The following is a 24546-nucleotide window of genomic DNA, read 5'->3' as shown; positions in this document are numbered from 1 at the left end:
AGGTGATAAGAGGGTTCATCCACTTATCACCTTTGTAGAGCTAAGAAAGTTTATCACTTCCTTAGCTGCTTAAGAGCAACTAAGGCTTTTCATAGAAAACTGACTACTTGCGCCAAGTTTTCTAATAAGTGAATTACTCAGCAGCTACTGCTTCTTCAGCTGTAGCTTCAGATTCACCTTGTTTAGACTCAATTAGAGCATCAGCCATTTTAGCAGTTAATAATTTAACAGCGCGGATAGCGTCATCGTTAGCAGGGATTACGTAGTCGATTTCATCTGGATCACAGTTTGTATCAACAATCCCTACGATAGGAATATTTAATTTAATAGCTTCAGCAACAGCGATACGCTCTTTACGTGGGTCAACCACGAACATAACGTCTGGAATGCCAGCCATATCACGGATACCGCCTAAGAATTTAACTAGACGTTCGTGTTCTTTTTTAAGTTGGATAACTTCTTTTTTAGGTAGAACTGTGAAAGTTCCATCTTCTTCCATTTTTTCGATTGCTTTCATACGAGCAACACGTTTTTGGATAGTTCCGAAGTTAGTTAAAGTACCACCTAACCAACGTTGGTTAATGTAGTAGTTACCAGAACGCTCAGCTTCATCTTTGATAGCTTCTTGAGCTTGCTTTTTCGTACCTACGAAAAGTACTTTACCGCCATCTTGCCCAACTTGGCGCATGAAGTCGTAAGCTTCTTCTAATTTTTTAACCGTTTTTTGTAAATCGATAATGTAGATACCGTTACGTTCAACAAAAATGTATTTTTTCATTTTTGGGTTCCAACGGCGAGTTTGGTGACCGAAATGTACACCAGCTTCAAGTAATTGTTTCATTGAAATTACTGACATGTGTGTTTCCTCCTAATGTTTTGGTTTTTTCCCTCCGCATTTTTCATCTATAACAAGCAACTTTTTTTACAAAAAAGCACCACTTACTACATCAAAATGCGTGTGTAATTAACACCAATTGATAATATATCACACTAATTTTCCTCGTGCAACAATTTTATGCATGGAACTTGATGAGCAATTCGATTTCCGTCTTCCCTTTTTGCGTGATTTTCGCAATTTCGTCAATTGATTTTCCTTGTCGGTAAAGGTTTAATACCTTTTGTTCGAAAGTTGGAAGAGAGGACATATCTTTTTCTACAGTTTTAGTTTCTTTTGCTTGTGGAACAGCTGGAGTTTCATTTACCGCTTGCTGTTTATAGGCATTGGCAGCCATTTTTTTTGGTACAAACGCCTTCTGGGCAATGTTTTCCACCGGCTCTTTTTTCTGTAGACTTTCATCTTGAGTAGCACCAGCGGTTTCCTGTGCCTCCTCCAAGTTAATCATTGCCATTTTTTGATTTTTTATATCATTATTTTTGAACTCACGTTGTTTTATAGATGAAAGTTCGTCAATGAGACGATCATTTTCTTCCTTCATCTCTACTAGATATAAACTAATCGCATCATCCATTTCTCGAATTAGCTGATCCTGTCGTTTTTCTAAATCCTTAAATTTTGCTATTTTCGTATTTAAAATAACGATGAAGTAAAAACAAATGAGTTGAGAAATAACCAATATGATGATTAGACCTATGACCATACATGTGCTCCTATCCGCTAAAATCGATAAAATTACCTTTAAAAGGATGCTGCATTGGCTGCTCTACATTCTTCTGTTCAGTATCTTGCTGCTTTTCACCAGCTAAATTTTCTTCATGATTTTGCTTTTGATTATTATCATTAATTTTTTCGATTTTTTCTGTATCGCTAACTTGTAATTGTTTTTTTCTAATCTCTTTTTTTAATGCCTCATTGGCATTTACCTGCTGACCCAGCACATTTTGTTGGTGCTGATCGGCCAGCTTCCCCGCATCAAAGGTCTTTGGAATAGCAATCTGAAGTTCTAATGCCTTTAAACTCATATCGTATCAGCTCCCCTCTTACTATTATAAGATTCAGATGAGTGATAAACAATACAGAGGGCTTACATCTAGCCCCATAGCTCAAGAAAATGCCCAGATTTCTCGTGCTAACTTTTTAGGAGCTAGCTCGAGAAACCTGGGCTGTTAATAATGAACTCTCTTATGTTATTAGCTTAACATTTCATTTGAAAGAAGCTTTCTTAACTTTAATAATGCTTTTGAGTGGATTTGTGAGATGCGTGATGTTGATAAATTAAGCGTTTCACCAATCTCAGTTAAAGTTAACTCTTCAGTGTAGAACAAGCTTAAAACCAACTGTTCCTTTTCACTTAGGTTTTTAATATTATCGGAAAGGTCTTTTATTAATTCCATGTGGACTGTTTCTTGCTCTGGAGTTCTTGTATTGTCATCTCTGATAACAAATGCTTTTCCTTCTGATTCTTCCTGATCTTGTTGTTCGTTGATCGATAAAACACTCGAGAAGAAATGCTCTTGTACTGTTTGGTATACCTCATCAACAGGTAATTCCATATGCTGTGCAAGCTCGTCAGGTGTAACTGTACGCATTAGCTTTTGCTCTAATTTTTCAATATGTGCTTCCAACTTCTTTGCCTTGTCGCGAGCTGAACGAGGAAGCCAGTCCTCTTTTCTTAGCCCATCTATAATAGCTCCTCTTACACGAAAGGAAGCGTATGTATCAAACTTTAAATCTCTATTTATATCAAATTTATTTAATGCGTCAAATAGACCCATCATGCCTAAACTCATTAAATCATCACGTGATACATTTTTAGGAACACTCGAACCTATTCTTTGAACATGATAGGATACGATAGATTGATATCTTTTTATTAGCATATTTCCTGCATCCGGATCGCGATCGTTAATCCAGCAATTCCAAAGAGTTTGTTCGTTGTCTAATTGTAGTTGTACCATTATATGCACCTCACTAAAATTGTTTGTAGGATAAGCAATCGTCAATCACTTCGCTTCTGATGTTACTCTATCCACCGTATCTTTACCTCATACTTTTATATCAGATTTAAGATTTATATTCAATAAATTCACAAGACTTTATTACTATTCATTAACAAATCCAATTATATCATCTATTAAGGACTTAAGCTATTATTAATAGGTCTTTTTTACTCCCTATTTATTTTCAGGCTTGTGCGTTCCTTACTACTCAATAATATAACAATTGATAATAAAAAAACACACATTTCTTCTAAACTTATTAAATTTCCTCACAAACCAAAATTTGAAAGAAACTTCGAGTCTATTACGAAGATTTGAGTGATATAAAATCTAGGTTATTTATTTATATAGGAAGAATGTCTACATTAATCCGTGATTTCCGTTACATCACAAGGTACAATTTGAAGCTATTATGGTGCGGCTGCTACTTCGGCTGAAGGCTACAGTTGACTGGTTCTGGTTTAGTTTGGTTTTCTGTATAATTTTGTTGTGAGTAGAGTGTGCAAGTGCTTGTAATAGATGTTAGGTGCTCCTGTTTGGTCTAGGACAGGCGTGTTGGTCTTGGTTATACAACGATTTGCTCCTCACAGTTGGCTGAAACGTCGCATTGTCGCTCGCTTTACGACGTTTCGCTCCTCAGATCTGGCTCGATCGTCCCATTATCACTCGCTTTACGACGTTTCACTCCTCACACCCGGCTCGTTCGTCCCATTATCACTCGCTTTACGACGTTTCACTCCTCAGATCTGGCTCGATCGTCGCATTGTCACTCGCTTTACGACGTTTGGCTCCTCACACCCGCCTCGATCGTCGCATTGTCACTCGCTTTACGACGTTTCACTCCTCACATCCGGCTGGACCGTCGCATTGTCACTCACTTTACGACGTTTCGCTCCTCACATCCGGCTCGTTCGTCCCATTATCACTCGCTTTACGACGTTTCACTACTCACACCCGCCTCGATCGTCGCATTGTCGCTCGCTTTACGACGTTTCGCTCCTCACATCCGGCTCGATTGTCGCATTGTCACTCACTTTACGACGTTTTGCTCCTTACATCCGGCTCAATCGTCGCATTAACCGTCTCTTTGCTACTTTTCACCACTAACTTCCGCCACTACTGTCGCATTATTCCTCCTACCATAATAAAAAAAAGAGCCGTTATCTCGACTCTTAAAGTTTTATCATTTTCGGCATTGAATATTCTGAATTGCTTCCTTGAGGACATCACAATATCCTCCTGAAGGTTCAATCTTTGGGCTGTGCTTGAAAACGTGGTAATACGTTCGCTGGAGTATCAGTATTTAGTAACTTAAGGAAAATTGGTTCTTTGGTGTTACAAAATTTTCGGCCGCATTCAATCCTCAATAACCCTAAACGTTATCTCGAATCTTAAGCTTCTGCTCAAGACCCAATCACACTTCCCCGATACTTCTTCCCGTCAATACCTAGCTCTTAACAGATTCTTCCTCTTGTAGCATGGATTGGACGACTTTTGCTATTTCTTCGGAGCTTTGGTCCTTGAATTCCATAGTTGAGTTGTTTACTCCCGAATCGGCCGTGTCGCTTTCATTGTTTGCCAATTGCTCACGCATTCGTTCGTTTTCTTTGTCTAAGCCTTTGAATAGTTCATCGCCTGGCATGTATAATATATAGCCGAGCAGAAATCGGAAGGCGAACATGCCAACGAATGCTACAGCAGCCGCTATTAATGAGCCAACTATATTATTAAATGGAATCGAAGCACCTGAGAGTGTACTGAAGAAATAAATTGAAAAACCAATGATGGCTGCCCAAAAGTTGTAAAACATTGATCCATACATTATATTTCGCTCACTCCCTGATTTACTGTTCTTATATTTAATAGACAAGTGTCAGGATTGAATTCAATCGTTCTTCCACTATTGCCGCCCGTATCTTCAGCGATAATTGGGATATTGTTTTTTCTGAGTTCATTTTTTACTGCTTCTACATTCCGTGGCCCGATGCGCATGGAATCTTTGTCAGATGTAAATTTGAACATTTGTGCACCACCAGCGATTTTGGCTTTTAATCGGGATGGTTGGCTTCCAGCTAATTTCAGCTTATCAATGAGTGCCTTAATGCCTGTATTGGCAAATTTTGCTTCATTGATGGTTTCCGTTCTCGCTAAACTTGAATCGGGTAACATGATGTGAACTAATCCTGCAATGTTTTTTGTTTCATCATATAACACAACCCCTACACATGAACCTAAGCCTGATGTACGAATTGTGTCTGGCATTTTAACTATATCTAATTGAGCAATTCCAACCTTGATAACTTGACCAGTACGCGATTGGATCATTTTACGAAACTCCTAGCGCCTTAAAAATACTAGTGAATGAATCAGGATCTGGGAGTAAGAAGAAATGCCCGTGAACTTCATTACGATTATCAAAACCTTCTTCAAAAATGGATGTATTGATGACAATGACTTGATCACTTACCTCTGAAATTTCGATTAGCCCGGTACTGATAATCGCGCCAAACATATCAACACTTAAACCAGGAACTGTTGGATATAGTTTCATGCCTGTAAAATCTGATAATGCAGAAAGGTAAGATCCAGAAAGAATATTCCCTAATTCCTGCATTGCCGAAACACCTAGCTCTGTTAGTTTGCCATCACTAAAGCTAAATTGGTCATCATTGATTAAACTTTGAATAAATCTGTCTGCTTGTTCGATTGGTAAAATGAAGAACATGCTTCCTTCAGAATCACCTTCGATTCGAAGGAAAATTCCAACAACTACGGTTTCAGCTCCCCCAGCCAGCTCCATCATCTCTTCAAATGACACCATTTCCACCTTCGGAACTTGCATATCAATTTTCCTAGCGAGTAAACTGGAAAGTGCTGTCGCAGCATGGGCAGCACCTATATTTCCAATCTCTTTTAGGATATCTAAATGCAATGATGTTATTTTTTGAATTTCATTCATCACGCAAAATCCCCAGTCTATAACATATTAGCCAGCTCTTATTTATGGATTTAACACTTTGTCTAGATGTAATAAGATCAATAAACGGTTTTCTAATTTCGCCACACCAGATATAAATTCTTCTTCATTTGAACCTACTACCTCTGGCTGTGCTTCAATGGCATCAGCCGGGATATCGATAACATCATTAGCAGAGTCAACGATAAAGCCGACTTCCATTTCTTCAAGTGTGATAATAATAATTCTTGTTGTTTCTTCATGATTGGATACTGGGATACCAAAGCGTTCGCGTAAATCGATTATTGGTGTTACGACTCCGCGCAAATTAATAACACCTTTAATGAATTCGCGCGTTTTCGGAACACGAGTAATATGCATCAGCTTTTCGATTCCCTGTACATTCGCTACTGGAATGGCATACTCTTTATCCGCAAGTTGGAAAACAATCACCTTTAAGTACTCTTGGTCTACAGCAGTCATAAACTACACCTCTTTCATTTCAATTCATTACTTCATTAACGCATTACAATCCACAATTAAAGCAACTTTACCGTTTCCTAAAATCGTAGCACCTGAAATTGCAAAGATATTCAATAGGTAATCACCTAATGATTTCAATACGATTTCTTGCTGACCGATGAATGTATCCACTACTAAGCCGGCAAGCTTGTCTCCTTTACGAACAATAACAACTGAATGATATTCATCCGCATTGTTATCAGTTCTTGGTACATCAAAGATTTCATCTAAGAAGATAAGTGGAACTACTTTTCCTCGGAAATCGATTACTTTTTGATTATGTGCATTGAGAATATCGCTATTTTTAATAATGGATGTTTCAATGATGGAAGATAACGGTATAGCATAAGTTTCTTGTTCAATTTCAACCAACATTACAGAAATGATCGATAGTGTTAATGGAAGCTGAATTGAGAAGATCGATCCAGCACCTTCTGTTGATTCAATTGAAATATTTCCGCCTAGAGATTCGATTGTTGTTTTTACAACATCAAGACCTACCCCACGTCCAGAAATATCTGAAATAACCTCAGCTGTTGAGAATCCAGAAGCCAGGATTAATTCGTTAATTTGCTTGTCGGACATAGAAAGTGCAGATTCTTTCGTTACAATTCCTTTAGAAATGGCTTTCTTCAGAACTCTTTCACGATTGATGCCGGCACCGTCATCCTCAATTTCGATAAATACATAGTTCCCGCTGTGATATGCACGTAATGTAACGTTACCTTCTTCAGGCTTACCATTTGCACGGCGAATTTCAGGGCTTTCGATACCATGGTCAACTGAATTACGAATTAAGTGAACTAATGGGTCTCCAATTTCGTCGATAACTGTACGATCTAATTCCGTTTCAGCACCAATAACCTCTAGGTTGATCTTTTTGTTAAGATCACGAGATAATGTACGAACCATTTTAGGGAATCGGTTAAATACTGTTTCAATCGGAATCATACGCATTGTTAAGACGATATTTTGAAGGTCACCCATTGTACGGCTCATTCGTTCAACTGTTTCATTGAGCTCTGAGTGATTAACTTCAGTTGCGATAGACTGAAGACGTCCTCTATCGATTACTAATTCTTCAAAAAGATTCATTAAAATATCTAAACGCTCGATACTTACACGTATTGTTTTACTTGCAGCATGCTTTGCTGAAGTCGATTTTTGAGCCTCTTCTTTTTTCACTTCTGCTTTTGGAACAAGTGCAGTTTCCTCTGTTACAGATTCTACAAACTCTTCTGTTGCTACAACTGCAGACTGAACAAATAAATCATTAGAGATCTGAGTAATTGAAACCTTTTCAACCTCAGAAACCTTCATGATTTTGCTACGTAGTTCGTCAGCATCTGTTTGAGTAATTAAAGCTACTTTAAAGTCTTGGTCAAATTGTTCTTCTTCAAGCTTGTCTACTGTTGGAGAGGATTTTACGACATCTCCATTTTTCTCTAAAATGTCAAATACCATATACACACGAGCAGCCTTTAAAAGACAGCTGTCAGTTAGCGTTACAGCGATTTCAAAAGCATTGAAGCCTTGCTCTGTTGATTGTAGTATTACTGTTTTTTCAAAATCATCATAATGTAATTGAAGTGCACTATCTAATACAGCCGAAGAAGCTGCAACCTCTGCTGCAGCTGTTGTTGCTGTCGTTGCAGCCTGCTGAATCGCTTCACCTGATTCAATGCGCTTTAGCTTTTCAACGGTTGCTGAAACATCCTTTTTCCCATCGCCACCATCAGCAATGTTCATAACCATTTCTTCTAAGTGGTCTACGGATTCAAAAACTACATCTAAAATTTCAGCATTAACTTGAATCTTTTCGTTACGAATCGCATCAAGTACATTTTCCATTTTGTGAGTTAAATCAGCAAGATCCTCATACCCCATTGTTGCAGACATACCTTTCAATGTATGAGCTGAACGGAATATTTCATTTACTATTGCTAAGTCATTTGGATTTTTTTCAAGCTCTAACAAATTGTCGCTACATGCTTGTAAATGTTCTTTACTTTCTTCGATGAACATTTCTATATATTGATTAAGTTCCACTTAGAAAACACTCCTTTTTAGGGCAAATATTTCATAATAGCTGCAGCGATATTGTCAACATCTACAACCTCATTGACATGCTTTGTTTCTACGGCTGCTTTGGGCATTCCATATACAATGCACGTTTTTTCTGACTCTGCAATCGCCATTACATTTCCTTTTTGCTTTAGTTCAATAAGACCTTTTGAACCATCCGATCCCATACCTGTCATGATGACAGCGACCTTATCGAATTCAGTGATTTTACTTACACTTTCGAACATAACATCTACACTTGGACGATGCCCTGATCTAGGAGGCTCATTTGGATCTAAAATAATCTCAAAGGATACTCCTTTTTTCTCAAGCTTTAGGTGACTACCACCTGGAGCTACATATGCAACACCGTTTTGTAATAGGTCACCATGCTCCGCTTCCTTTACCTTAACTTGGCTCAGTTGGTTTAACCGGTCTGCTAGAGATTTTGTAAAACCAGCGGGCATATGCTGTACGATTAAAATTGGTGCTTTAATGGAGGCAGGTATCTTTGTAATAACCTCTTGTAAAGCTCGTGGCCCCCCAGTTGAAGTTCCGATTAATACGATTTTTTTACTCACTTTATTCCATGCATTCTTTTTTATATCGTCAGATTGTGTGACTTGTGGAGTTTGACTTTTACTTAAAGGTCTCTCCACTGGTAATTTATTTTGACTAGGCACATCAATTTGCTTTGTATTTTTCAGCTTTTTAACTGAGACATGTGCTGCATACTCCACTTTATGTACTAATTCTTCCTTGATTTTGTGTAAATCCAGTGAAATGTTCCCACTTGGCTTAGCTACAAAATCAACTGCACCGTTTTCCATCGCGATTAGTGCGTTTTCGGCTCCTTGAAGGGTCGTACTGGACAGCATAATGACTGGCACTGGAGAGATGTTCATAATTTCCTTTAATGCATCCAGACCATTTAGCTCTGGCATCTCAACGTCCATTGTTACAACATCAGGTTTTAAGCTCAGAATTTTCTTTATCGCATCTTTACCATTACGTGCAGTTCCAACAACCTCTACTTTCGGATGGTCTATGAAAAAGTCACTAATTAGCTTTCTCATAAAAGCAGAGTCATCCACAACTAAAAGCTTGCTTTTTCCTGAGAATTCCAATTAATCACTCCCCTTCGAAAAAATGCCGCGTAATTTTGATAAAAACGTATTTTTCTTATTATATCCATGAACCTCAACCTGATTACGGTCTACAAATTGCTGAACCATCTCTTTTAATGTTTTCGAAATATGACTCTCTGGGTATGCAATAGAAAATGGTACTTGTTCACGTACTGATTTTCGTACTACAGGATCTTCTGGTAATGAACCCAGAATAATGACTTCTTTTTTAAGGAACTGCTTCATCGTGCTATCCAAACGGTTTAGGGTTTCTTGGCCTTCTTCTTTGGAATAAGCTCGATTACATAATAAGTAAACTGTTTTTTCCGGATCTCTTACATGGATATACTTCATCATAGAGTAAGCATCTGTTATGGCCGTTGGTTCTTCAGTGGTAATCACAATAATTTCATCAATTGAGTTGATCAAATCTAGGGACCAATTTGTTGCACCAGCTCCCATATCGAAAAGTATATAGTCAAAGGACTTTTGTAATTGCTCAAATGCAGAGAATAATGCCTCCACCATATCCTTTGACCATTCCATTACAGACGACATGCCTGACCCACCTGAAATATATTTTAATTCATGTGGACCCTCATACATCACTTGTTCTAAAGTTGCTTCACCAAACAAATAATGCTTTAAATTGTACTGAGCAGTTTTACCTATCAGTATGTTAACATTCCCCATACCAATATCCATATCTAAAACGACGACTTTCTTACCTAATTTTGAGAGATTAATGGCAAAGTTTGTAGAGAAATTACTTTTTCCTACGCCACCTTTTCCACTCACAATTGCAATTGATCGGCCTAGCACACCTTGACTCTCCAGCATCTTCATTCGTAAGTTTTCAGCTTGGTCTCTCATTAAAATTCTCCTTGAAAGAACAATTCAAGTACTTTTTCTAATTCGGCTACTTCTATATCTTCTGGTACTTCTTGTCCATTCGTATAGTAAGCAAGTCCTTTATTATATTTAATCATTAAATTATACATCGTGCCAATAGAATTTGTTTCATCTATCTTAGTAAAGATATATTTACCTATTGGTATTTCACTAAATTGTTGGATTATTGCTTCCATATCACTTTCTTTAGCTGTTAAAGCTAATACCAAATACGATTCTGCTTCCTCATCGAAGTTAATCATTTGCATAAGGTCATCTACATATTTTGCTTCTTTATAGTTTCGGCCCGCAGTATCGATAAAGATTAAATCAAGATGAGCAAAATTTTCAATCGCTTTCTTATAATCATTGGCATTATAGACGATTTCAACTGGAGCTTGCAGAAGATTCGCATAGGTTTTTAACTGTTCAATGGCCGCTATTCGATACGTATCTGTCGTGATAAATCCGATTTTTTTCTTTTTCTCTAATACTGCTCTTGCTGCCATTTTGGCAATTGTTGTTGTTTTCCCAACTCCTGTTGGTCCAAAAACATTAATATACTTTTTCTCATAAGAAAGTCCACCCATTGGAAGGTCAAAAAGCATTTTACGGAGTACTTCTTTCGTAATTTCCTTCATGTCTTCTCTCATTAATAGTGTACCTTTTCGTTTTTGATGCACAAAAAGCTCATCACTTATTGCCGTGATGAGCTCTTCACTAAGTTCTTGACGTTTCAAGAAGTCAATATAAGGCAAGAAATTCTCTGGCAATTCGGATTGAATTGTATGCTTTTGCATCGATTTCATCATCAACTTCAAGTCTGCTATTTCATTTTTCAACTCTTTCGATAATGTATCATCAATATGTAACTTCGGCTGTTCCTCAGGTTCCTGATATTGGTTTGTATTTGTTTGTAAATCCGGAAGACGTGGAGACATTATTTTTGTCTCCACCTGGTCCACTCCAGCAAGTACTTCAAAATTCTTTTGTTTTATCAGACCGAACAGCTTTTTTGTAACGACAACTTTAGAATTGATGATAACTGCATCTTCACCTAATTCCGCTCGTACTAATTTCATGGCTTCTGGAATAGATGGTGCTGTATATTTTTTCATTTTCATTCTACATTCACCACTCCAACACTTTGAATTTCAACATTAGAATCTAATTCGTTATAGGACAATATCGGGATTTGTGAGAAGTAACGTTCAGTCAGCTGTCTTAAATACATTCGTATCCCTGGTGAACATAGAATGATTGGAGATTGCTCCATAAAGGATACCTTCTCTACTTCCCTTGCAATTGCCTCTAATACATTTTGAGAATCCTGAGGATCCATTGCTAAATAGTTGCCGTGATCTGTTTGCTGAATGCTATCGGCAACTAGCTTCTCTATTTTCCCCGGAATCGTGATAACTTTTAAGCTTGTTCCACCAGCAACATATTGCGATGTAATTTGTCTTGCTAAGCCTTGACGAACGTATTCAGTCAAAACATCTGTATCGCTTGTCAATTTGGCATAATCCGCTAATGTTTCAAAAATAATAGGTAAATTACGGATAGATACATTTTCTCTTAATAATTTTGCTAATACCTTCTGAATTTCTCCAATTGATAAAGGTGTTGGCGTTAATTCCTCCACTAAAATTGGGTAATTTTCTCGTAGGTGGTCGATCAGTTGTTTTGTTTCCTGACGACCTAGTAATTCATGAGCATTCGCACGGATAATTTCAGTTAAGTGAGTGGAAACTACGCTAGGTGGATCTACTACGGTATAACCAAGCATTTCCGCGTCCTCTTTTACCTTCTCTGTAATCCATTTTGCAGGTAAACCAAAGGAAGGCTCGATTGTATCAATTCCTTCAATCGAATCGTCATCTCCTGGGCTCATCGATAGATAATGATCCAGAAGTAATTCGCCTCTTGCCATTTCATTACCCTTTACTTTAATACGATACTCATTTGGCTGTAGCTGAATATTATCCCGAATACGAACAACTGGAATAACAACTCCAAGCTCCAGTGCCAATTGTCTTCGAATCATTACAACCCGATCTAGTAAATCCCCGCCCTGACTTGCATCAACTAAAGGAATCAGACCATATCCAAATTCAAATTCAATCGGATCTACATTTAACAGATTGACAACATTTTCTGGACTTTTCATCGTATCAGCTGCCACTTCTTCTTCGATTTCAAGTAACTCTTCTGGATCCTCTGTTTTCTTTTCCCTGCTATTAATCATGTATGCACCACCGATTAAGACTGCAGCGATTGGCATCGTAATCCATTCTGGTAGTGGCGTGAATAAACCTAATAGAAGAATTGAGCCACCAGCAATATAAAGTAACTTCGATTGAGCAAATAATTGGTTTGAAATATCTGCTCCTAGACTTCCTTCAGAAGCAGCTCTGGTAACAACAATCCCTGTTGCTGTCGATATTAATAGCGCAGGAATCTGTGCAACTAATCCATCCCCTACAGTTAAAGTAGAGAAATGTGTAGCCGCATCTGCCATTTCATAGCCAAGCTGAAGCATCCCGATAATTATACCGAAAAGTAAGTTAATAAAAACCATGATAATCGAGGCAATCGCATCACCTTTAACGAATTTTGTTGCCCCGTCCATCGCTCCATAGAAATCGGACTCCCTCGATACTTTGTCACGGCGTTCTCTTGCTTCTTTGTCAGAAATCATCCCTGCATTCAAATCTGCATCGATACTCATTTGTTTCCCAGGCATTGCATCTAAAGTAAAACGTGCTGCTACTTCAGCTACACGTTCAGAACCTTTTGTAATTACGATAAAGTTAATAATAACTAATAACATGAAAATTACTAAACCGACTAAAATATTCCCACCAGTTACGAATTGACCAAACGTTTCAACAACATCCCCAGCATCCCCTTGTGCAAGGATTGCTCGGGTAGTAGATATACTTAAACCCAAACGGAATAATGTTAATAACAAAATAACTGAGGGAAAGATGGCAAAATCTAATGCTTCCTTCATATTCATGGCCACTAATAATACTAATAATGACAATGTAATATTGATAATGATTAAAAAGCTTAATAACCATGTCGGCAGAGGGATAATGAGCATAGCTACAATCATAATTACTGCAGCTAAAACACCTATGTCACGAATCTTCATGTTTTTCCCTCCTACTATGGTCTAAATTTTACGCTTTATACGATATACATACGCTAGTATTTCTGCTATCGCTTTAAAAAATTCTTCTGGTACCTGCTGATCGATTTCTACTTGGTCGTACATCGCCCGAGCTAGTGGACGATTTTCTACCATTACAACGTCATTTTCCTTTGCAATCAATTTAATCTTCTGAGCAATATAGTCTGTTCCTTTTGCAATAACCTTAGGAGCCTCCATATTTTGATCGTCATATTTTAAGGCGATTGCATAGTGGGTTGGGTTAGTAATGACTACATCTGCATTTGGAATTTCCTGCATCATTCTTCGCATAGCCATTTCCCTTTGACGCTGCTTAATTTTCGATTTGATCTTCGGGTCACCTTCAGCATTTTTGTATTCATCTTTAATGTCTTGCTTTGACATTTTCAATTGTTTTTCGTACTCATATTTTTCATATATGTAATCTATTAATGATATAACGACAAGTGTTAAAGAAGCGGCTATCCCCATAATGCCTGTTAGTTTAGCCACTGTAGTTAATGTATCCCAAGGGCTTTGGAATGATAACGATAATACTTCCTCTAGGTTCATCCAAATAATAACAACAGTCACAGTCCCTATAAATGATATTTTCAATAGAGATTTGATTAAGTTTACAATTGCTCGTACAGAGATTATTTTCTTAATACCTTTAATAGGATCCATCTTTTTTAAATCTAATTTCATGGGCTCCATTGTAAAAAGAAAGCCGAATTGCATGAAGTTTGCAGCTACACCAGCAACTACTGCAACAGCCATGAACGGTAAAATAATAAGTGCCATTTCTTTTAATGAATCCGTATATACTTGCATGACTGTATCAGCTGTTATTGTCTCAATTAAGATATTTCTCTCAAAGAACTGATGTAAAAAGCTAAAAAACCCTTCAATCATCATAGGACCAGTAAAATATAAAAACATAAAAAGCAATAACAAGCTGATGGCAGCTGTTACATCCTGACTTTTTAAAACCTGTCCTTTTTTTCTGGCATCCTGTCTCTTTTTCGGTGTTGCTTTTTCCGTCTTATCCCCTGCAAAAAATTGCAGATCTAACGTCATTAATAGCTTCAAGCTTTATACACCACCTAACAAACGCATGAAATCTCGCATTGAAAGTATCATCATTTCTATTACTTTTTCCATTACTTCAATCATTACACCCATTGAAATAATTAAAACCAGGAAACCTACTGCAATCTTTATGGGAAACCCAATAACAAATATGTTGAGCTGAGGTACTGTTTTTGCCGTAATCCCCAAAGCCATCGTTACTAAGAATAATGTGGCAACAACCGGGGCTGCCATTTGAAATGCTACCGTGAATACAGAGCCGACCGTTCTAATAACAAACTCGATGATATTGTCATTCGTAAAATCAGGGAAAATTTGATTCATGGGTAAAAATTGATAGCTATAGTAAATCCCATCTAAAATCAAATGATGACCGTTTATGGAAATTAAAACAAACAGGATAAGGAAATTAAAAAATTGCCCCATTAAAGGAGTTTGTGTTCCGGTTTGTGGGTCAATTACATTAGCCATGGCAAAACCCATTTCAAAATCGATAAAGCCCCCTGCAATTTGAACAGCCGTCATCATTATATAGGCAACAAGACCAATCAGTACCCCAATGATTGCTTCTTTTAAAACAAGTAATATGTAATCTCCGTCCATTGGAATCGCTTGTACATCACTAAATGTGTAATAAATCATCCAAGAAAAAATAACGGCTAATCCGATCCTCACCTGAGGAGGGATTCTACTGTAAGAAAAAAAAGGGACTGATACAAAAAAAGCAGAAACTCTGACGATAATTAATAATAAGACGGAGATTTCAGGAATGATTTCTGTCATTAGCTCACCCTATATACCGTGTCAAATTATTTAAAATGTCAGTCACATAAGTAGTCAATTGCTCTATCATCCATGGCCCAAAAAAGACAATCGCTACTAAAACTGCAACTATTTTTGGTACGAATGCCAGTGTTTGCTCTTGTATGGAGGTTGTTGCTTGAAAAATACTTACAATCAAACCAACGACAAGTGCAATTAGAAGCAACGGTCCTGAAACTAGGAGGACAATCCATATCGCTCTCTCTGCAATTGCAATGACCATTTCCTGCGTCATTTATATCATCCCCTAAAAACTTTGAAGTAAAGATTTAATTACTAAATACCATCCGTCTACTAGTATGAATAATAAGATTTTAAAAGGCAGTGAAATCATAACTGGCGGTAGCATCATCATCCCCATAGACATCAGGACGCTGGCTACAATCATATCAATCACTAAGAATGGTATGAAAATCATAAATCCTATTTGAAAGGCTGTTTTTATTTCACTTAAGGCAAATGCCGGTACGAGCATGGTTAGTGGAATATCTTCCACTGAAGCTGGTCTTTCGGCTTGGTTGTAATCTAAGAAAAGCATTAAATCCTTTTGCCGTGTATGCTGTGCCATAAACTCTTTAAAAGGGAGGGCAGCTTTTTCGTACGCCTCTTCCAGACCTATTTCTTCATTAAATAACGGCTGAAGTGCTTGTTCGTTTACCTGTTGGAAGGTTGGGGCCATTATGAAGAACGTCAAAAACAATGCTAATCCAATTAGCACTTGATTTGGTGGAGAGGTATTGGTTGCCAACGCGGTTCTTGTAAAGGAAAGCACAATCATAATTCGTGCAAAGGATGTCATCAAGATTAAAATACTTGGTGCTAATGATAGTACAGTTAATAATAGAAGTAACTTAACAGAAGTCGAAACATTGGTCGGATCGTTTTCAGAAAAGAAGGACATAAAATCTTCCATTACTTATCCCTCTCCTTTTCCTTCCATTTATCCAATTCGCTTTTACGTGTCTTTGTAAGCTCTGTAAGTCGTTTATTGAACATTTCACCAAAGTTTTGATTTGACTTTTTTTCTTCTGTTTGTTCTTCTGTATTTTTGCCTCTTAGCTTTTTAACTAGGTCTAAAATATATGGTGTCGTGCTATCTACAAATGATTGCTTCTCATTATAAATTTCTAATAATCGCTCAATTTCTTCTGGATTATCAATTTCTTTAATGAGTTGTACATCGTCTCCAACACCGACAATATATAATTTATCGCCAATATGAAGCAATTGAACTGATTTTTGTGCCCCAACAGAAATGCCGCCGATATTTTGCACGACACTGTTTTGTTGATAGCTTGCACTTTTTTTGTTGAGAAATTTAAGAACAAAGATTAAAAGTGCAAGTACAAAGACAAGGGAGAATAACATTTTCATGTAATCCCAAAGACCCAGACCCACGTTTGCCGAAGTAGAATTCTCATCTTCGGCAGCAGGGTTTGAGTCTTCACAACCTTCTGCTTCAGGATTTTGCCAGCATTCAGTAACCGATTGGCTACCTTTTGCTGCAGATGCAAAATTCATTGGTGCTAGAAAAGCTAATGCTATCATGATCGCAAAAAGAACACGCGCTATTGCAAAACCTTTTCTTTTCATTTTATCAACCTAATGCTTTTTGAATTGCTTCGATTACACGATCAGCTTGGAATGGTTTTACGATAAAGTCTTTTGCTCCAGCCTGGATAGCGTCGATTACCATTGCTTGTTGTCCCATTGCAGAACACATAATTACTGTAGCATTTGGGTGTGATGATTTAATGGCTTTAAGAGCCGCGATTCCATCCATTTCAGGCATCGTAATATCCATTGTTACTAAATCCGGATTAAGCTCGTTAAATTTTTCTACAGCTTGAAGTCCATCTGCTGCTTCTCCAACTACCTCATAACCGTTTTTAGTTAGAATATCCTTAATCATCATGCGCATGAATGCTGCATCGTCTACTATTAAAATCCTTTTAGACATGTAAATTCCCTCCAAATAATCCTATTTCAAATTGTTTAATCGTTCTGCCTGACTCATAATGTCCGTAATACGTACACCGAAGTTTTCATCGATTACGACTACTTCTCCTTTTGCTATCAAACGGCTATTCACCAAAATATCCACTGGTTCACCAGCTAGCTTGTCCAGCTCAATAATTGAACCTGATGCTAATTGTAATATTTCTTTAACCGAATGCTTTGTACGTCCAAGTTCAACCGTCACTTGTAATGGGATATCAAGCAGCATATTTAAGTTGCGTGCCTCATCCTGTGAAATTGGTGCGTTTCCAAAGGATGCAAATTGTGCTTGTTGAACATTCACAGGCTGCTGCGGTTGTTGATATGTAGGCATCGCATAGCTTGTTGGTGGTTCTTGGTAAGTTGTAGCAGCTTGTTGTTGGTAAACAGGTGGCTGCTGATAAGTAGGCTGTTGCTGTACTGGCGGCTGTTGCATTTGCTGTTGTACCGGTTGTTGTGCTATTGGTGCAGGTGCAACAGGCTGCGTTGGCTGCTGTACTTGGGCTTCTCCTGCAGAATCGTCTTCACCAAGTAGTGACTTAACAAGTTTTTTCCCAAATTGAAGTGGGAATAATTGCATTAAGTTTGAGTCGATTAATGACCCAATTTTAAGTCGGAATGATACCTTCACTAATAGGTCATCTTCAGGAATTTGATCAGTTCCCTCATTTTGTGAGATATTCATTAAATCAATTGATGGTGGTGAAATATCTACTTTTTTGTTAAATACAGTTGACATTGAAGTAGCAGCTGAGCCCATCATTTGGTTCATCGCTTCTTGAACTGCACTAAGCTGGATTTCACTTAAATCAATACTTGGGTTTAAACCATCTCCACCAAGCATTAAGTCTGCAATAATTGCAGCATCCTCTTGTTTAATAACTAAAAGGTTTGCTCCAGATAAGCCTGTCGTATATTCCACTTGTACGGCTACATAAGGGTGTGGAAATTCTTCTTCTAAAAAATTTCTATTAAGAATTGAAACGACTGGTGTTGTAATATCTACTTTCTGTCCTAAAAGTGTAGAAAGAGCTGTTGCTGAGCTACCAAACGAGATATTTCCTACTTCACCCAGAGCATCTTGCTCCATAGGATCTAAATAGTCTTCAACACGTAGTGGTTCGTTTTCTGTAGAAGATTCAGATGCTAAATCGTTAATCTTATCGTCTAACGATTCACCCCTTAATAACGCTTCAATTTCTTCTTGGGAGAGCATACCATCACTCATCTTCGTCTCCTCCTTCTAATGGTGCGATAATTTGGATTGCCATTTTTTTATTTCGTTTTCCTGGCTGTGCAGTAAATTTCGGTATACTACCTACTTTTAAAACAAGTGGTTCTTCAATATTTTGGTCTAATTGAATGACATCACCAAAGCTCATATAAAGAAAATCTTCAATTGTAATATTAGTTGTACCAAGTTCGGCAATCAAAGGTAATTCTGCTTGCTTTACTCGTCTTTCTAACATTTGTGCCTGTTCTGGTGAAGCTTCTTTTGTATTAGATTGCATCCAATATTGAACTGATAAATTTTGAATAATCGGCTCTAGCACAACATGTGGAATACAAATATTAATCATTCCAGTTGTATCGCCAATAATTGTATTTAACGAAATAACGATTACCGTTTCATTTGGTGAAATCATTTGTAAAAATTGCGGATTCACTTCTAGTTCTACTAAGATTGGGTCAATTTCAGCAATTGTATCCCAAGCTTCTCGTAGGTTATCAAAGGAACGCTCAAATAAACTAGTCATTATTTTTTGTTCAATTTCAGTTAAATTAGCTACATTACTATAGCTTGAACCACTTCCGCCCATTAAACGATCTAGCATGGAGTACGCGATATTTGGATTGATCTCCATTAAGATATTACCATCTAGCGGCGGTACTTCAAACACATTTATTAATGTCATGTTAGGAATTGACCGAACAAATTCTTCAAAAGGTATTTGGTCGACAGAGGCTACTGTAATTTGTACATAGGTTCTCAATTGTGCTGAGAAGAATGTTGTTAATAGCCTTGCAAAGTTTTCGTGTATACGGGTCAAACTTCGGATTTGATCTTTTGAAAAACGAAGAGCTCGTTTAAAGTCATAAATCTTAACTTTTTTCGTTTCATCTTCTTTTTTCATTTCATCCGCTGACATTTCACCGGTTGATATTGCAGAAAGTAGCGCATCAATTTCGGATTGGGATAATACATCTCCTGCCATTTGCCCACCTCCATTTCAAGATGTTTCACATTTGGGTTACTGTATGATGTAGGAGGTAATGTAAACTTCCTTAACTTCTCCCTCTTGCATCAGTTCATTTAGTTGTGATTTTAAAGTAGATTCAAAAGTTGCTTTACCATCCTTACCTTTTAAATCGGCCTCTGTCATTTCAGACAGCTGTGTAATGATAAGATTCTTTGCTTGGAAATCACGCTTTGTTAATTCAGCAGCAGCTTCTTTACTATCAGTTTGAATTTTTAGTGAAAGCATAATAATTCGATTATCAGCTAAATTTGTTGTGATTTCTGTTACATCAACAGAAGATTCTACAATCTCATCAATTGTCGGCTCTTCTGAAGCTGTTGTTGTTTGTTTATTAAATTGTGTTAATAAAACAAAAACTACAACCCCTATTAATGTAATAGTTACTAAAATAATCAGCATTACAGTTAATAATTTATTGTTTTTCATCGTCATCACCTCGGATATGCGGGTTGGATAATACTTGAATACTTTGATAAAATTTTGCTATTTTACTTACTACCACTTCTTCACTTTCAACGACAATATATTTTCTACTATTTGTTAATGTAATTGTTGTGTCCGGAAATGACTCAACTGATTCTATGTATAATGCATTTAATGAAAAAGTTTTTCCATTTAATCTTGTTAATTGGATCATTATAATTGGGCCGGGACTCGTGTCCTGTGAAGCCGACCCGACCCTCCCTTATTAGAAAACTTGGGTAATCGCCTTACCTTTTTGCGTTGAGCCTTAGTTGCAATTATACGGATAAGAAAGTTTTACGCTAACTTATCCGTCAAATGAATTATTTTTATCTAGATTATCGTTTTAAGTTAACAAGCTCTTGCAGGATTTCGTCTGAAGTTGTAATGATACGAGAGTTTGCTTGGAAACCACGTTGTGTAACGATCATGTCTGTAAATTCTTCAGAAAGGTCAACGTTTGACATTTCTAGGAATCCAGATTGAACTGAGCCGATACCTGATTCAGTCGCTGTACCAAATAATGGGTCACCAGAGTTAGATGATGGTTGGTAATAGTTAGAACCAGTTTTTTCTAAGCCTCCTGTATTAGGAAACTTCGCTAATACAAGCTTACCTGCTGTTTGTAAATCTCCAGTTGAATCTACATAGCTTACAGTACCATCTTGTCCAATACTCATAGATTGAGCATCAGTTGGGACCTGTATTCTCTCTGTAACAACTTGAATATTTGGAGCAGTACCAGTTCTTGACTTTTCACCAGCTAAATATTTACCTTCACCGTCAACAATATAGCCTTCAGCATCCATATAGAAGTTTCCTGCTCTTGTATATCTCACGTTATCTACTTCATTGACAGTAGAAGTGGCTGCTGCGCCAGTGTTATCACCAACCATAAAGAATCCATCGCCAGAGATAGCTAAATCTAATGTGCGAGATGTTGTTTGAAGTGCCCCAGTACCATGAATTGTATCAATTGCAGCAATTTGTGAGCCTAACCCAACTTGTTTAGCGTTAACTCCCCCGCGTGTATCAGTTACACCAGAAGCACCAGCAGTTGTTTGTGAGATTAAATCCTTGAATACTACACGACCCTTTTTGAATCCGTAAGTATTTACATTTGAAATATTATTCCCGATTACATCAAGCTTAGTTTGGAAGTTTTTTAAACCAGAAATACCTGAATACATTGAACGTAACATTGTTATGTTCTCCTCTCGATTTATCCGTTATTTTTGTTTGTTTTTTGTTTTGGTGTGCTACGTCTGTCATTCGGCAACACGGAAGGCATCCTATCTGAAGCTTTTTGTTACTTCATACTGGTCCTGCCTTTATAAGACGATTGTTCCATCGATATTTGTAAATAACTGATTCTTTGTTTCTGAGCGTTCCATCGCTGTTATAACCGTTTCATTTTTAGCACTTACGATTAATGCCGCTTGATCCATCAAGACTAGTGGTTGATTTACGCCCTTTGAACGTGCCTCATATACCTTGTCCGACACTTGCTGCCACTCTTGGTCTGAAATTGAAATTTTTCTTTCTAGTATTCTATCATTTGCATGTTTACTGATTTTAAGCTTTTTGCTGCTTACCTCATGTAAATGATCGACAAAAGTTGGATTTCCTTGAGTGATTGCTGTCGATTTCTTTTGAGTCTGTACAGTTGGTTGTAATGGCAAGTGCTGAATAGAAAATCGATTCATCATTGTCACCAACCTATTCACTTAATAAATTAAATTGATCCTTTTGCAAACGTGTACCGTTCGTTAAAATATATTCTATTAAACTACCATTTGTTGAAACTGACTCTATTTTTGCAGTTAGCTGTTCACCGTTTAATTGGTATTGCGCCATTTGCCCGATTAACTGACTAGCTGCTACTAATGGATTTTCAGTAGTTTCGTTTGTTTTTGAGCTATTATTTAAAAGTGATGAGATATTTCCTGCTGTAATCTCTTTTCCATCAGCTAGAATGAAAACAGGCTCACCATCTTTAAATTTCAGTTCATTAATTACCCCAGTACCTTCGTTAACTATATAGTTTCCTTTATCGTCAAATTCAGATGTTACTTCGTTCCATTTCACTTCTTTTCCGATAAATGATGTATACCCCATTAGTTGAGTTTCATTCTGCGAAACTAGTAAGTTCTGCATGGATGTCGTCATATTTTGCATTTGCTCCAAAGAAGAGAATTGAGCCATTTGAGATATAAATTCTTTATCGTCCATCGGCTTTGTTGGATCCTGATTTTGTAATTGAGTAATTAGGATGTTCAAGAATGCATCTTTACCTAAAGTAGAATTATCACCCGTTGTACTAATCTTTGGCCCTTTAGTTGAAGCTAAGTAATAATCATTAGTAATACCTGCAGTTGCCATTCTCTACACCTCCTCGTTTATTAGATAATCACTAAAGGATAGTTTTTCTGATTCCTCTTCGTGGTCATCCTGCTCATGCTCTTGTTGCTTTGACTGTTGCTTAAACTGCTGACCAAATTGATTTTGTTCCTTGTTACGGTCGGTTTCCTGAAGACTTTGTGCTATATCAATGCGATCCATTTGGATATTCGCATTTGCAAATGCATTTTTCAGCTGGTTCAATTGACTATCTAGTAGTTCTTTCCCCATTGCTGTTGTTGTCAGCAATCGAGCAGATAGAACGCCATCCTGCTGCATAATCTCAATTCGAATTGACCCTAGATTTTCTGGATATAACTTGAGTAGAAGCTTCGTCATACCAGGTGTGCTAGAAATTTGACTTCTATTAAGCAAGTTTTGCATTTCTTTAGCAAGTGCTTCCGATTGCGCGCCCTTTTCTGTTGGAAGCGTAATCGTTATGGTTTTTGTTGCGTTTGTCACACTAGTTGTTGGAACCACTGTTGCTTTATTAGTATCGGCTGTTTCTGTTTTTTCTACAGTTTCAGTAGTTGTTTTAACTATTTTTTGAACTACCAGCTCAAAGCCCTGTAAAGATACTTTATTTTCAGTAGTTTGTGTAATCTGTGTACTAGCTTGTGCTGCAACATTTTTTAGCATGTTATTTAACTGATCCAAAGTAGCAGCTTGTCCACTAAACAAGTCTGTATTCTTCCCACTTACTTGAGCTAGTTTTAAAAACTGTAATAGCTCCTCTGCTTGCTTTGGGGTCACCTTTTGTTCACCCTGTAAAGCAGTTATTAGCTGTTGTACGATTTCTGTATCTTGCCCTAACACTTCGTTAATAAGCTGCCATAAATCCTGTGAGCCTTCCATTTCGCTACCTGTAAGCTGCTTGATAGTTTCTACTAATTGCGCCTGTTCAATTCCTAACACTGCTAATAGGCTATCTAAATTCATGAGCTCCTCTGTTGCAACTGCTTGACCGTCCTGAAGCATTAGTAGCCCTTCATCCTGTGGAATGCCCAGTAAATCTAGTACTTCTTCAATAGATTGAGAGTTTAATAGGTCATCTAGCTTTTCCACATCTACAGATTCAATCTTACTTTCCTTTACAGTTGTCTGTTCAGTTTTAGAGGAAGCATTAATCACTTTGTTAAAAACATCGCCAAAGCTATTTGTCTTCTCAGCTGTTTGAGTTGAAGTAGCTGATCCTTGGCTTTTAGCAGTTGGTTTAGAGCTGATGCTAATATTTGATAATTGCATGATTCCGATATTCACATTTTCACCTCCTTAAGGTCTATTTCGATAATAGTTCAGTGTAACGAGCCGCATCTGCTGGACTCATTTTAGCTAATATTTCCGATAAAACATCTGGCGTCATATTGGCTAAAATTTTCACTGCCTCATCATCGCTCATTTCAACTAAGATTGGTGCAGCTGATTTTGCAGACATTTGTTCAAAGGATTTTAAGATATCCTCATATTCTTTCTTCGCTTCTGTTTGATCACGCTGAAGCTTATCAATCTCGTATTGTAGCTGCTCTTGTACTATAAGACCTTCTTGATTTTCAGCCTTCGCCTTCTCTAAATCTCCTTGCAGCTTTTCAATTTCAGCTTCTTTTTCTTTAACTTCTGCTTCTAAGCCTACGATTTTCTCATTATATTGCTCCGTATCATTGCCTGCTGTTGTTTCCTCTGTAGTATCCTTTAGATTCGTAAGCTCTGCTGCTTTCTCAAAAACATTAAAGTTAGTAAAGGTAGCTACTACTAATAGAATCGCAACAACAAATAATAACGGGATAATGAACCAAAAGATGAGCTTTTGAAAAATACCTGGTGAGTTATCTTCATGCGTTGCTGTATTTACTTTTTTAGTTTTACTCTTTGCCATGA

28 protein-coding genes are annotated in these 24546 nt (G+C 37.4%); all 28 read right to left on the bottom strand.

What is annotated here, in order from left to right:
* Positions 1-133 precede the first annotated feature (133 nt).
* Positions 134-856 carry a 30S ribosomal protein S2 gene (gene rpsB, locus LG296_RS06400; RefSeq protein WP_107932767.1) on the bottom strand — a complete coding sequence of 241 codons (723 nt, stop codon included), beginning with the start codon at positions 854-856 and terminating at the stop codon, positions 134-136.
* Positions 857-1013: 157 nt separating this feature from the next.
* The gene (locus LG296_RS06395) at positions 1014-1598 is read right to left on the bottom strand and encodes a hypothetical protein (protein ID WP_107932765.1); all 585 of its coding nucleotides are present in this window, start codon (positions 1596-1598) and stop codon (positions 1014-1016) included.
* A 10-nt stretch (positions 1599-1608) separates the two neighbouring features.
* Entirely contained in the window at positions 1609-1920 is a 312-nt protein-coding gene (locus LG296_RS06390; protein ID WP_107932763.1) for an RNA polymerase subunit sigma, read from the bottom strand.
* A gap of 168 nt (positions 1921-2088) precedes the next feature.
* Positions 2089-2856, bottom strand: coding sequence for a FliA/WhiG family RNA polymerase sigma factor (locus LG296_RS06385; RefSeq protein WP_107932761.1), 768 nt, complete (start codon positions 2854-2856; stop codon positions 2089-2091).
* A 1489-nt stretch (positions 2857-4345) separates the two neighbouring features.
* On the bottom strand, positions 4346-4708 hold the full coding sequence (locus LG296_RS06380; protein WP_251397263.1) for a hypothetical protein: 363 nt from the start codon (positions 4706-4708) through the stop codon (positions 4346-4348).
* Between the two features lie 11 nt (positions 4709-4719).
* On the bottom strand, positions 4720-5223 hold the full coding sequence (locus tag LG296_RS06375; RefSeq protein WP_107934049.1) for a chemotaxis protein CheD: 504 nt from the start codon (positions 5221-5223) through the stop codon (positions 4720-4722).
* 1 nt (position 5224) lies between these two features.
* The gene (locus tag LG296_RS06370; RefSeq protein ID WP_107934047.1) at positions 5225-5857 is read right to left on the bottom strand and encodes a chemotaxis protein CheC; all 633 of its coding nucleotides are present in this window, start codon (positions 5855-5857) and stop codon (positions 5225-5227) included.
* Between the two features lie 42 nt (positions 5858-5899).
* Complete coding sequence (locus LG296_RS06365; RefSeq protein WP_251397261.1) at positions 5900-6337, bottom strand: chemotaxis protein CheW; 438 nt, start codon at positions 6335-6337, stop codon at positions 5900-5902.
* 27 nt (positions 6338-6364) lie between these two features.
* The gene (locus tag LG296_RS06360) at positions 6365-8425 is read right to left on the bottom strand and encodes a chemotaxis protein CheA (protein WP_107934043.1); all 2061 of its coding nucleotides are present in this window, start codon (positions 8423-8425) and stop codon (positions 6365-6367) included.
* A gap of 17 nt (positions 8426-8442) precedes the next feature.
* Positions 8443-9567: a chemotaxis response regulator protein-glutamate methylesterase gene (locus LG296_RS06355; RefSeq protein ID WP_107934041.1), complete on the bottom strand. Its 1125-nt coding sequence runs from the start codon at positions 9565-9567 to the stop codon at positions 8443-8445.
* Positions 9568-10440 carry a MinD/ParA family protein gene (locus LG296_RS06350; protein WP_107934039.1) on the bottom strand — a complete coding sequence of 291 codons (873 nt, stop codon included), beginning with the start codon at positions 10438-10440 and terminating at the stop codon, positions 9568-9570.
* Positions 10440-11582: a flagellar biosynthesis protein FlhF gene (flhF, locus tag LG296_RS06345; protein ID WP_107934038.1), complete on the bottom strand. Its 1143-nt coding sequence runs from the start codon at positions 11580-11582 to the stop codon at positions 10440-10442. Before flhF ends, LG296_RS06350 begins: the two co-directional genes overlap by 1 nt.
* Complete coding sequence (gene flhA / locus LG296_RS06340; RefSeq protein ID WP_107934036.1) at positions 11579-13618, bottom strand: flagellar biosynthesis protein FlhA; 2040 nt, start codon at positions 13616-13618, stop codon at positions 11579-11581. The genes flhF and flhA overlap by 4 nt, the downstream gene beginning before the upstream one ends.
* Positions 13619-13639: 21 nt before the next feature.
* On the bottom strand, positions 13640-14728 hold the full coding sequence (flhB, locus tag LG296_RS06335; RefSeq protein ID WP_107934034.1) for a flagellar biosynthesis protein FlhB: 1089 nt from the start codon (positions 14726-14728) through the stop codon (positions 13640-13642).
* A 3-nt stretch (positions 14729-14731) separates the two neighbouring features.
* Positions 14732-15511: a flagellar biosynthetic protein FliR gene (gene fliR, locus LG296_RS06330; protein ID WP_107934032.1), complete on the bottom strand. Its 780-nt coding sequence runs from the start codon at positions 15509-15511 to the stop codon at positions 14732-14734.
* Between the two features lie 4 nt (positions 15512-15515).
* Positions 15516-15785: a flagellar biosynthesis protein FliQ gene (gene fliQ / locus LG296_RS06325; protein WP_107934030.1), complete on the bottom strand. Its 270-nt coding sequence runs from the start codon at positions 15783-15785 to the stop codon at positions 15516-15518.
* Positions 15786-15797: 12 nt separating this feature from the next.
* Positions 15798-16463: a flagellar type III secretion system pore protein FliP gene (gene fliP / locus LG296_RS06320; protein WP_107934028.1), complete on the bottom strand. Its 666-nt coding sequence runs from the start codon at positions 16461-16463 to the stop codon at positions 15798-15800.
* The gene (locus LG296_RS06315) at positions 16463-17143 is read right to left on the bottom strand and encodes a flagellar biosynthetic protein FliO (protein ID WP_107934026.1); all 681 of its coding nucleotides are present in this window, start codon (positions 17141-17143) and stop codon (positions 16463-16465) included. The genes fliP and LG296_RS06315 overlap by 1 nt, the downstream gene beginning before the upstream one ends.
* A gap of 4 nt (positions 17144-17147) precedes the next feature.
* Positions 17148-17510, bottom strand: coding sequence for a response regulator (locus tag LG296_RS06310; RefSeq protein ID WP_107934024.1), 363 nt, complete (start codon positions 17508-17510; stop codon positions 17148-17150).
* Between the two features lie 21 nt (positions 17511-17531).
* Positions 17532-18776 carry a flagellar motor switch phosphatase FliY gene (gene fliY / locus LG296_RS06305; protein WP_404427673.1) on the bottom strand — a complete coding sequence of 415 codons (1245 nt, stop codon included), beginning with the start codon at positions 18774-18776 and terminating at the stop codon, positions 17532-17534.
* Positions 18769-19764 carry a flagellar motor switch protein FliM gene (gene fliM, locus LG296_RS06300; protein WP_107934020.1) on the bottom strand — a complete coding sequence of 332 codons (996 nt, stop codon included), beginning with the start codon at positions 19762-19764 and terminating at the stop codon, positions 18769-18771. The genes fliY and fliM overlap by 8 nt, the downstream gene beginning before the upstream one ends.
* Positions 19765-19800: 36 nt before the next feature.
* The gene (fliL, locus tag LG296_RS06295) at positions 19801-20235 is read right to left on the bottom strand and encodes a flagellar basal body-associated protein FliL (RefSeq protein ID WP_107934018.1); all 435 of its coding nucleotides are present in this window, start codon (positions 20233-20235) and stop codon (positions 19801-19803) included.
* Positions 20222-20446 (bottom strand): flagellar FlbD family protein, encoded by a 225-nt coding sequence (locus LG296_RS06290; protein ID WP_107934016.1) that lies wholly within the window; start codon positions 20444-20446, stop codon positions 20222-20224. The genes fliL and LG296_RS06290 overlap by 14 nt, the downstream gene beginning before the upstream one ends.
* A gap of 163 nt (positions 20447-20609) precedes the next feature.
* A complete protein-coding gene (flgG, locus tag LG296_RS06285; RefSeq protein ID WP_107934014.1) occupies positions 20610-21473 on the bottom strand; it encodes a flagellar basal body rod protein FlgG in 864 nt (287 codons plus the stop codon).
* Positions 21474-21602: 129 nt separating this feature from the next.
* On the bottom strand, positions 21603-21977 hold the full coding sequence (locus tag LG296_RS06280; RefSeq protein WP_107934061.1) for a TIGR02530 family flagellar biosynthesis protein: 375 nt from the start codon (positions 21975-21977) through the stop codon (positions 21603-21605).
* 13 nt (positions 21978-21990) lie between these two features.
* Positions 21991-22653, bottom strand: a complete 663-nt coding sequence (gene flgD / locus LG296_RS06275) for a flagellar hook assembly protein FlgD (protein WP_107934012.1) — start codon at positions 22651-22653, stop codon at positions 21991-21993.
* A 3-nt stretch (positions 22654-22656) separates the two neighbouring features.
* Entirely contained in the window at positions 22657-23931 is a 1275-nt protein-coding gene (locus tag LG296_RS06270; RefSeq protein WP_107934010.1) for a flagellar hook-length control protein FliK, read from the bottom strand.
* 19 nt (positions 23932-23950) lie between these two features.
* Positions 23951-24544, bottom strand: a complete 594-nt coding sequence (locus LG296_RS06265) for a MotE family protein (RefSeq protein ID WP_404427672.1) — start codon at positions 24542-24544, stop codon at positions 23951-23953.
* Positions 24545-24546 lie beyond the last annotated feature (2 nt).

It is taken from the genome of Ureibacillus chungkukjangi, from assembly GCF_044795995.1.
Classification (GTDB): Bacteria; Bacillota; Bacilli; order Bacillales_A; family Planococcaceae; genus Ureibacillus; species Ureibacillus chungkukjangi.
Note: the sequence above shows the minus strand (reverse complement) of the source record. Positions and strands in the feature narration are given on the sequence as shown.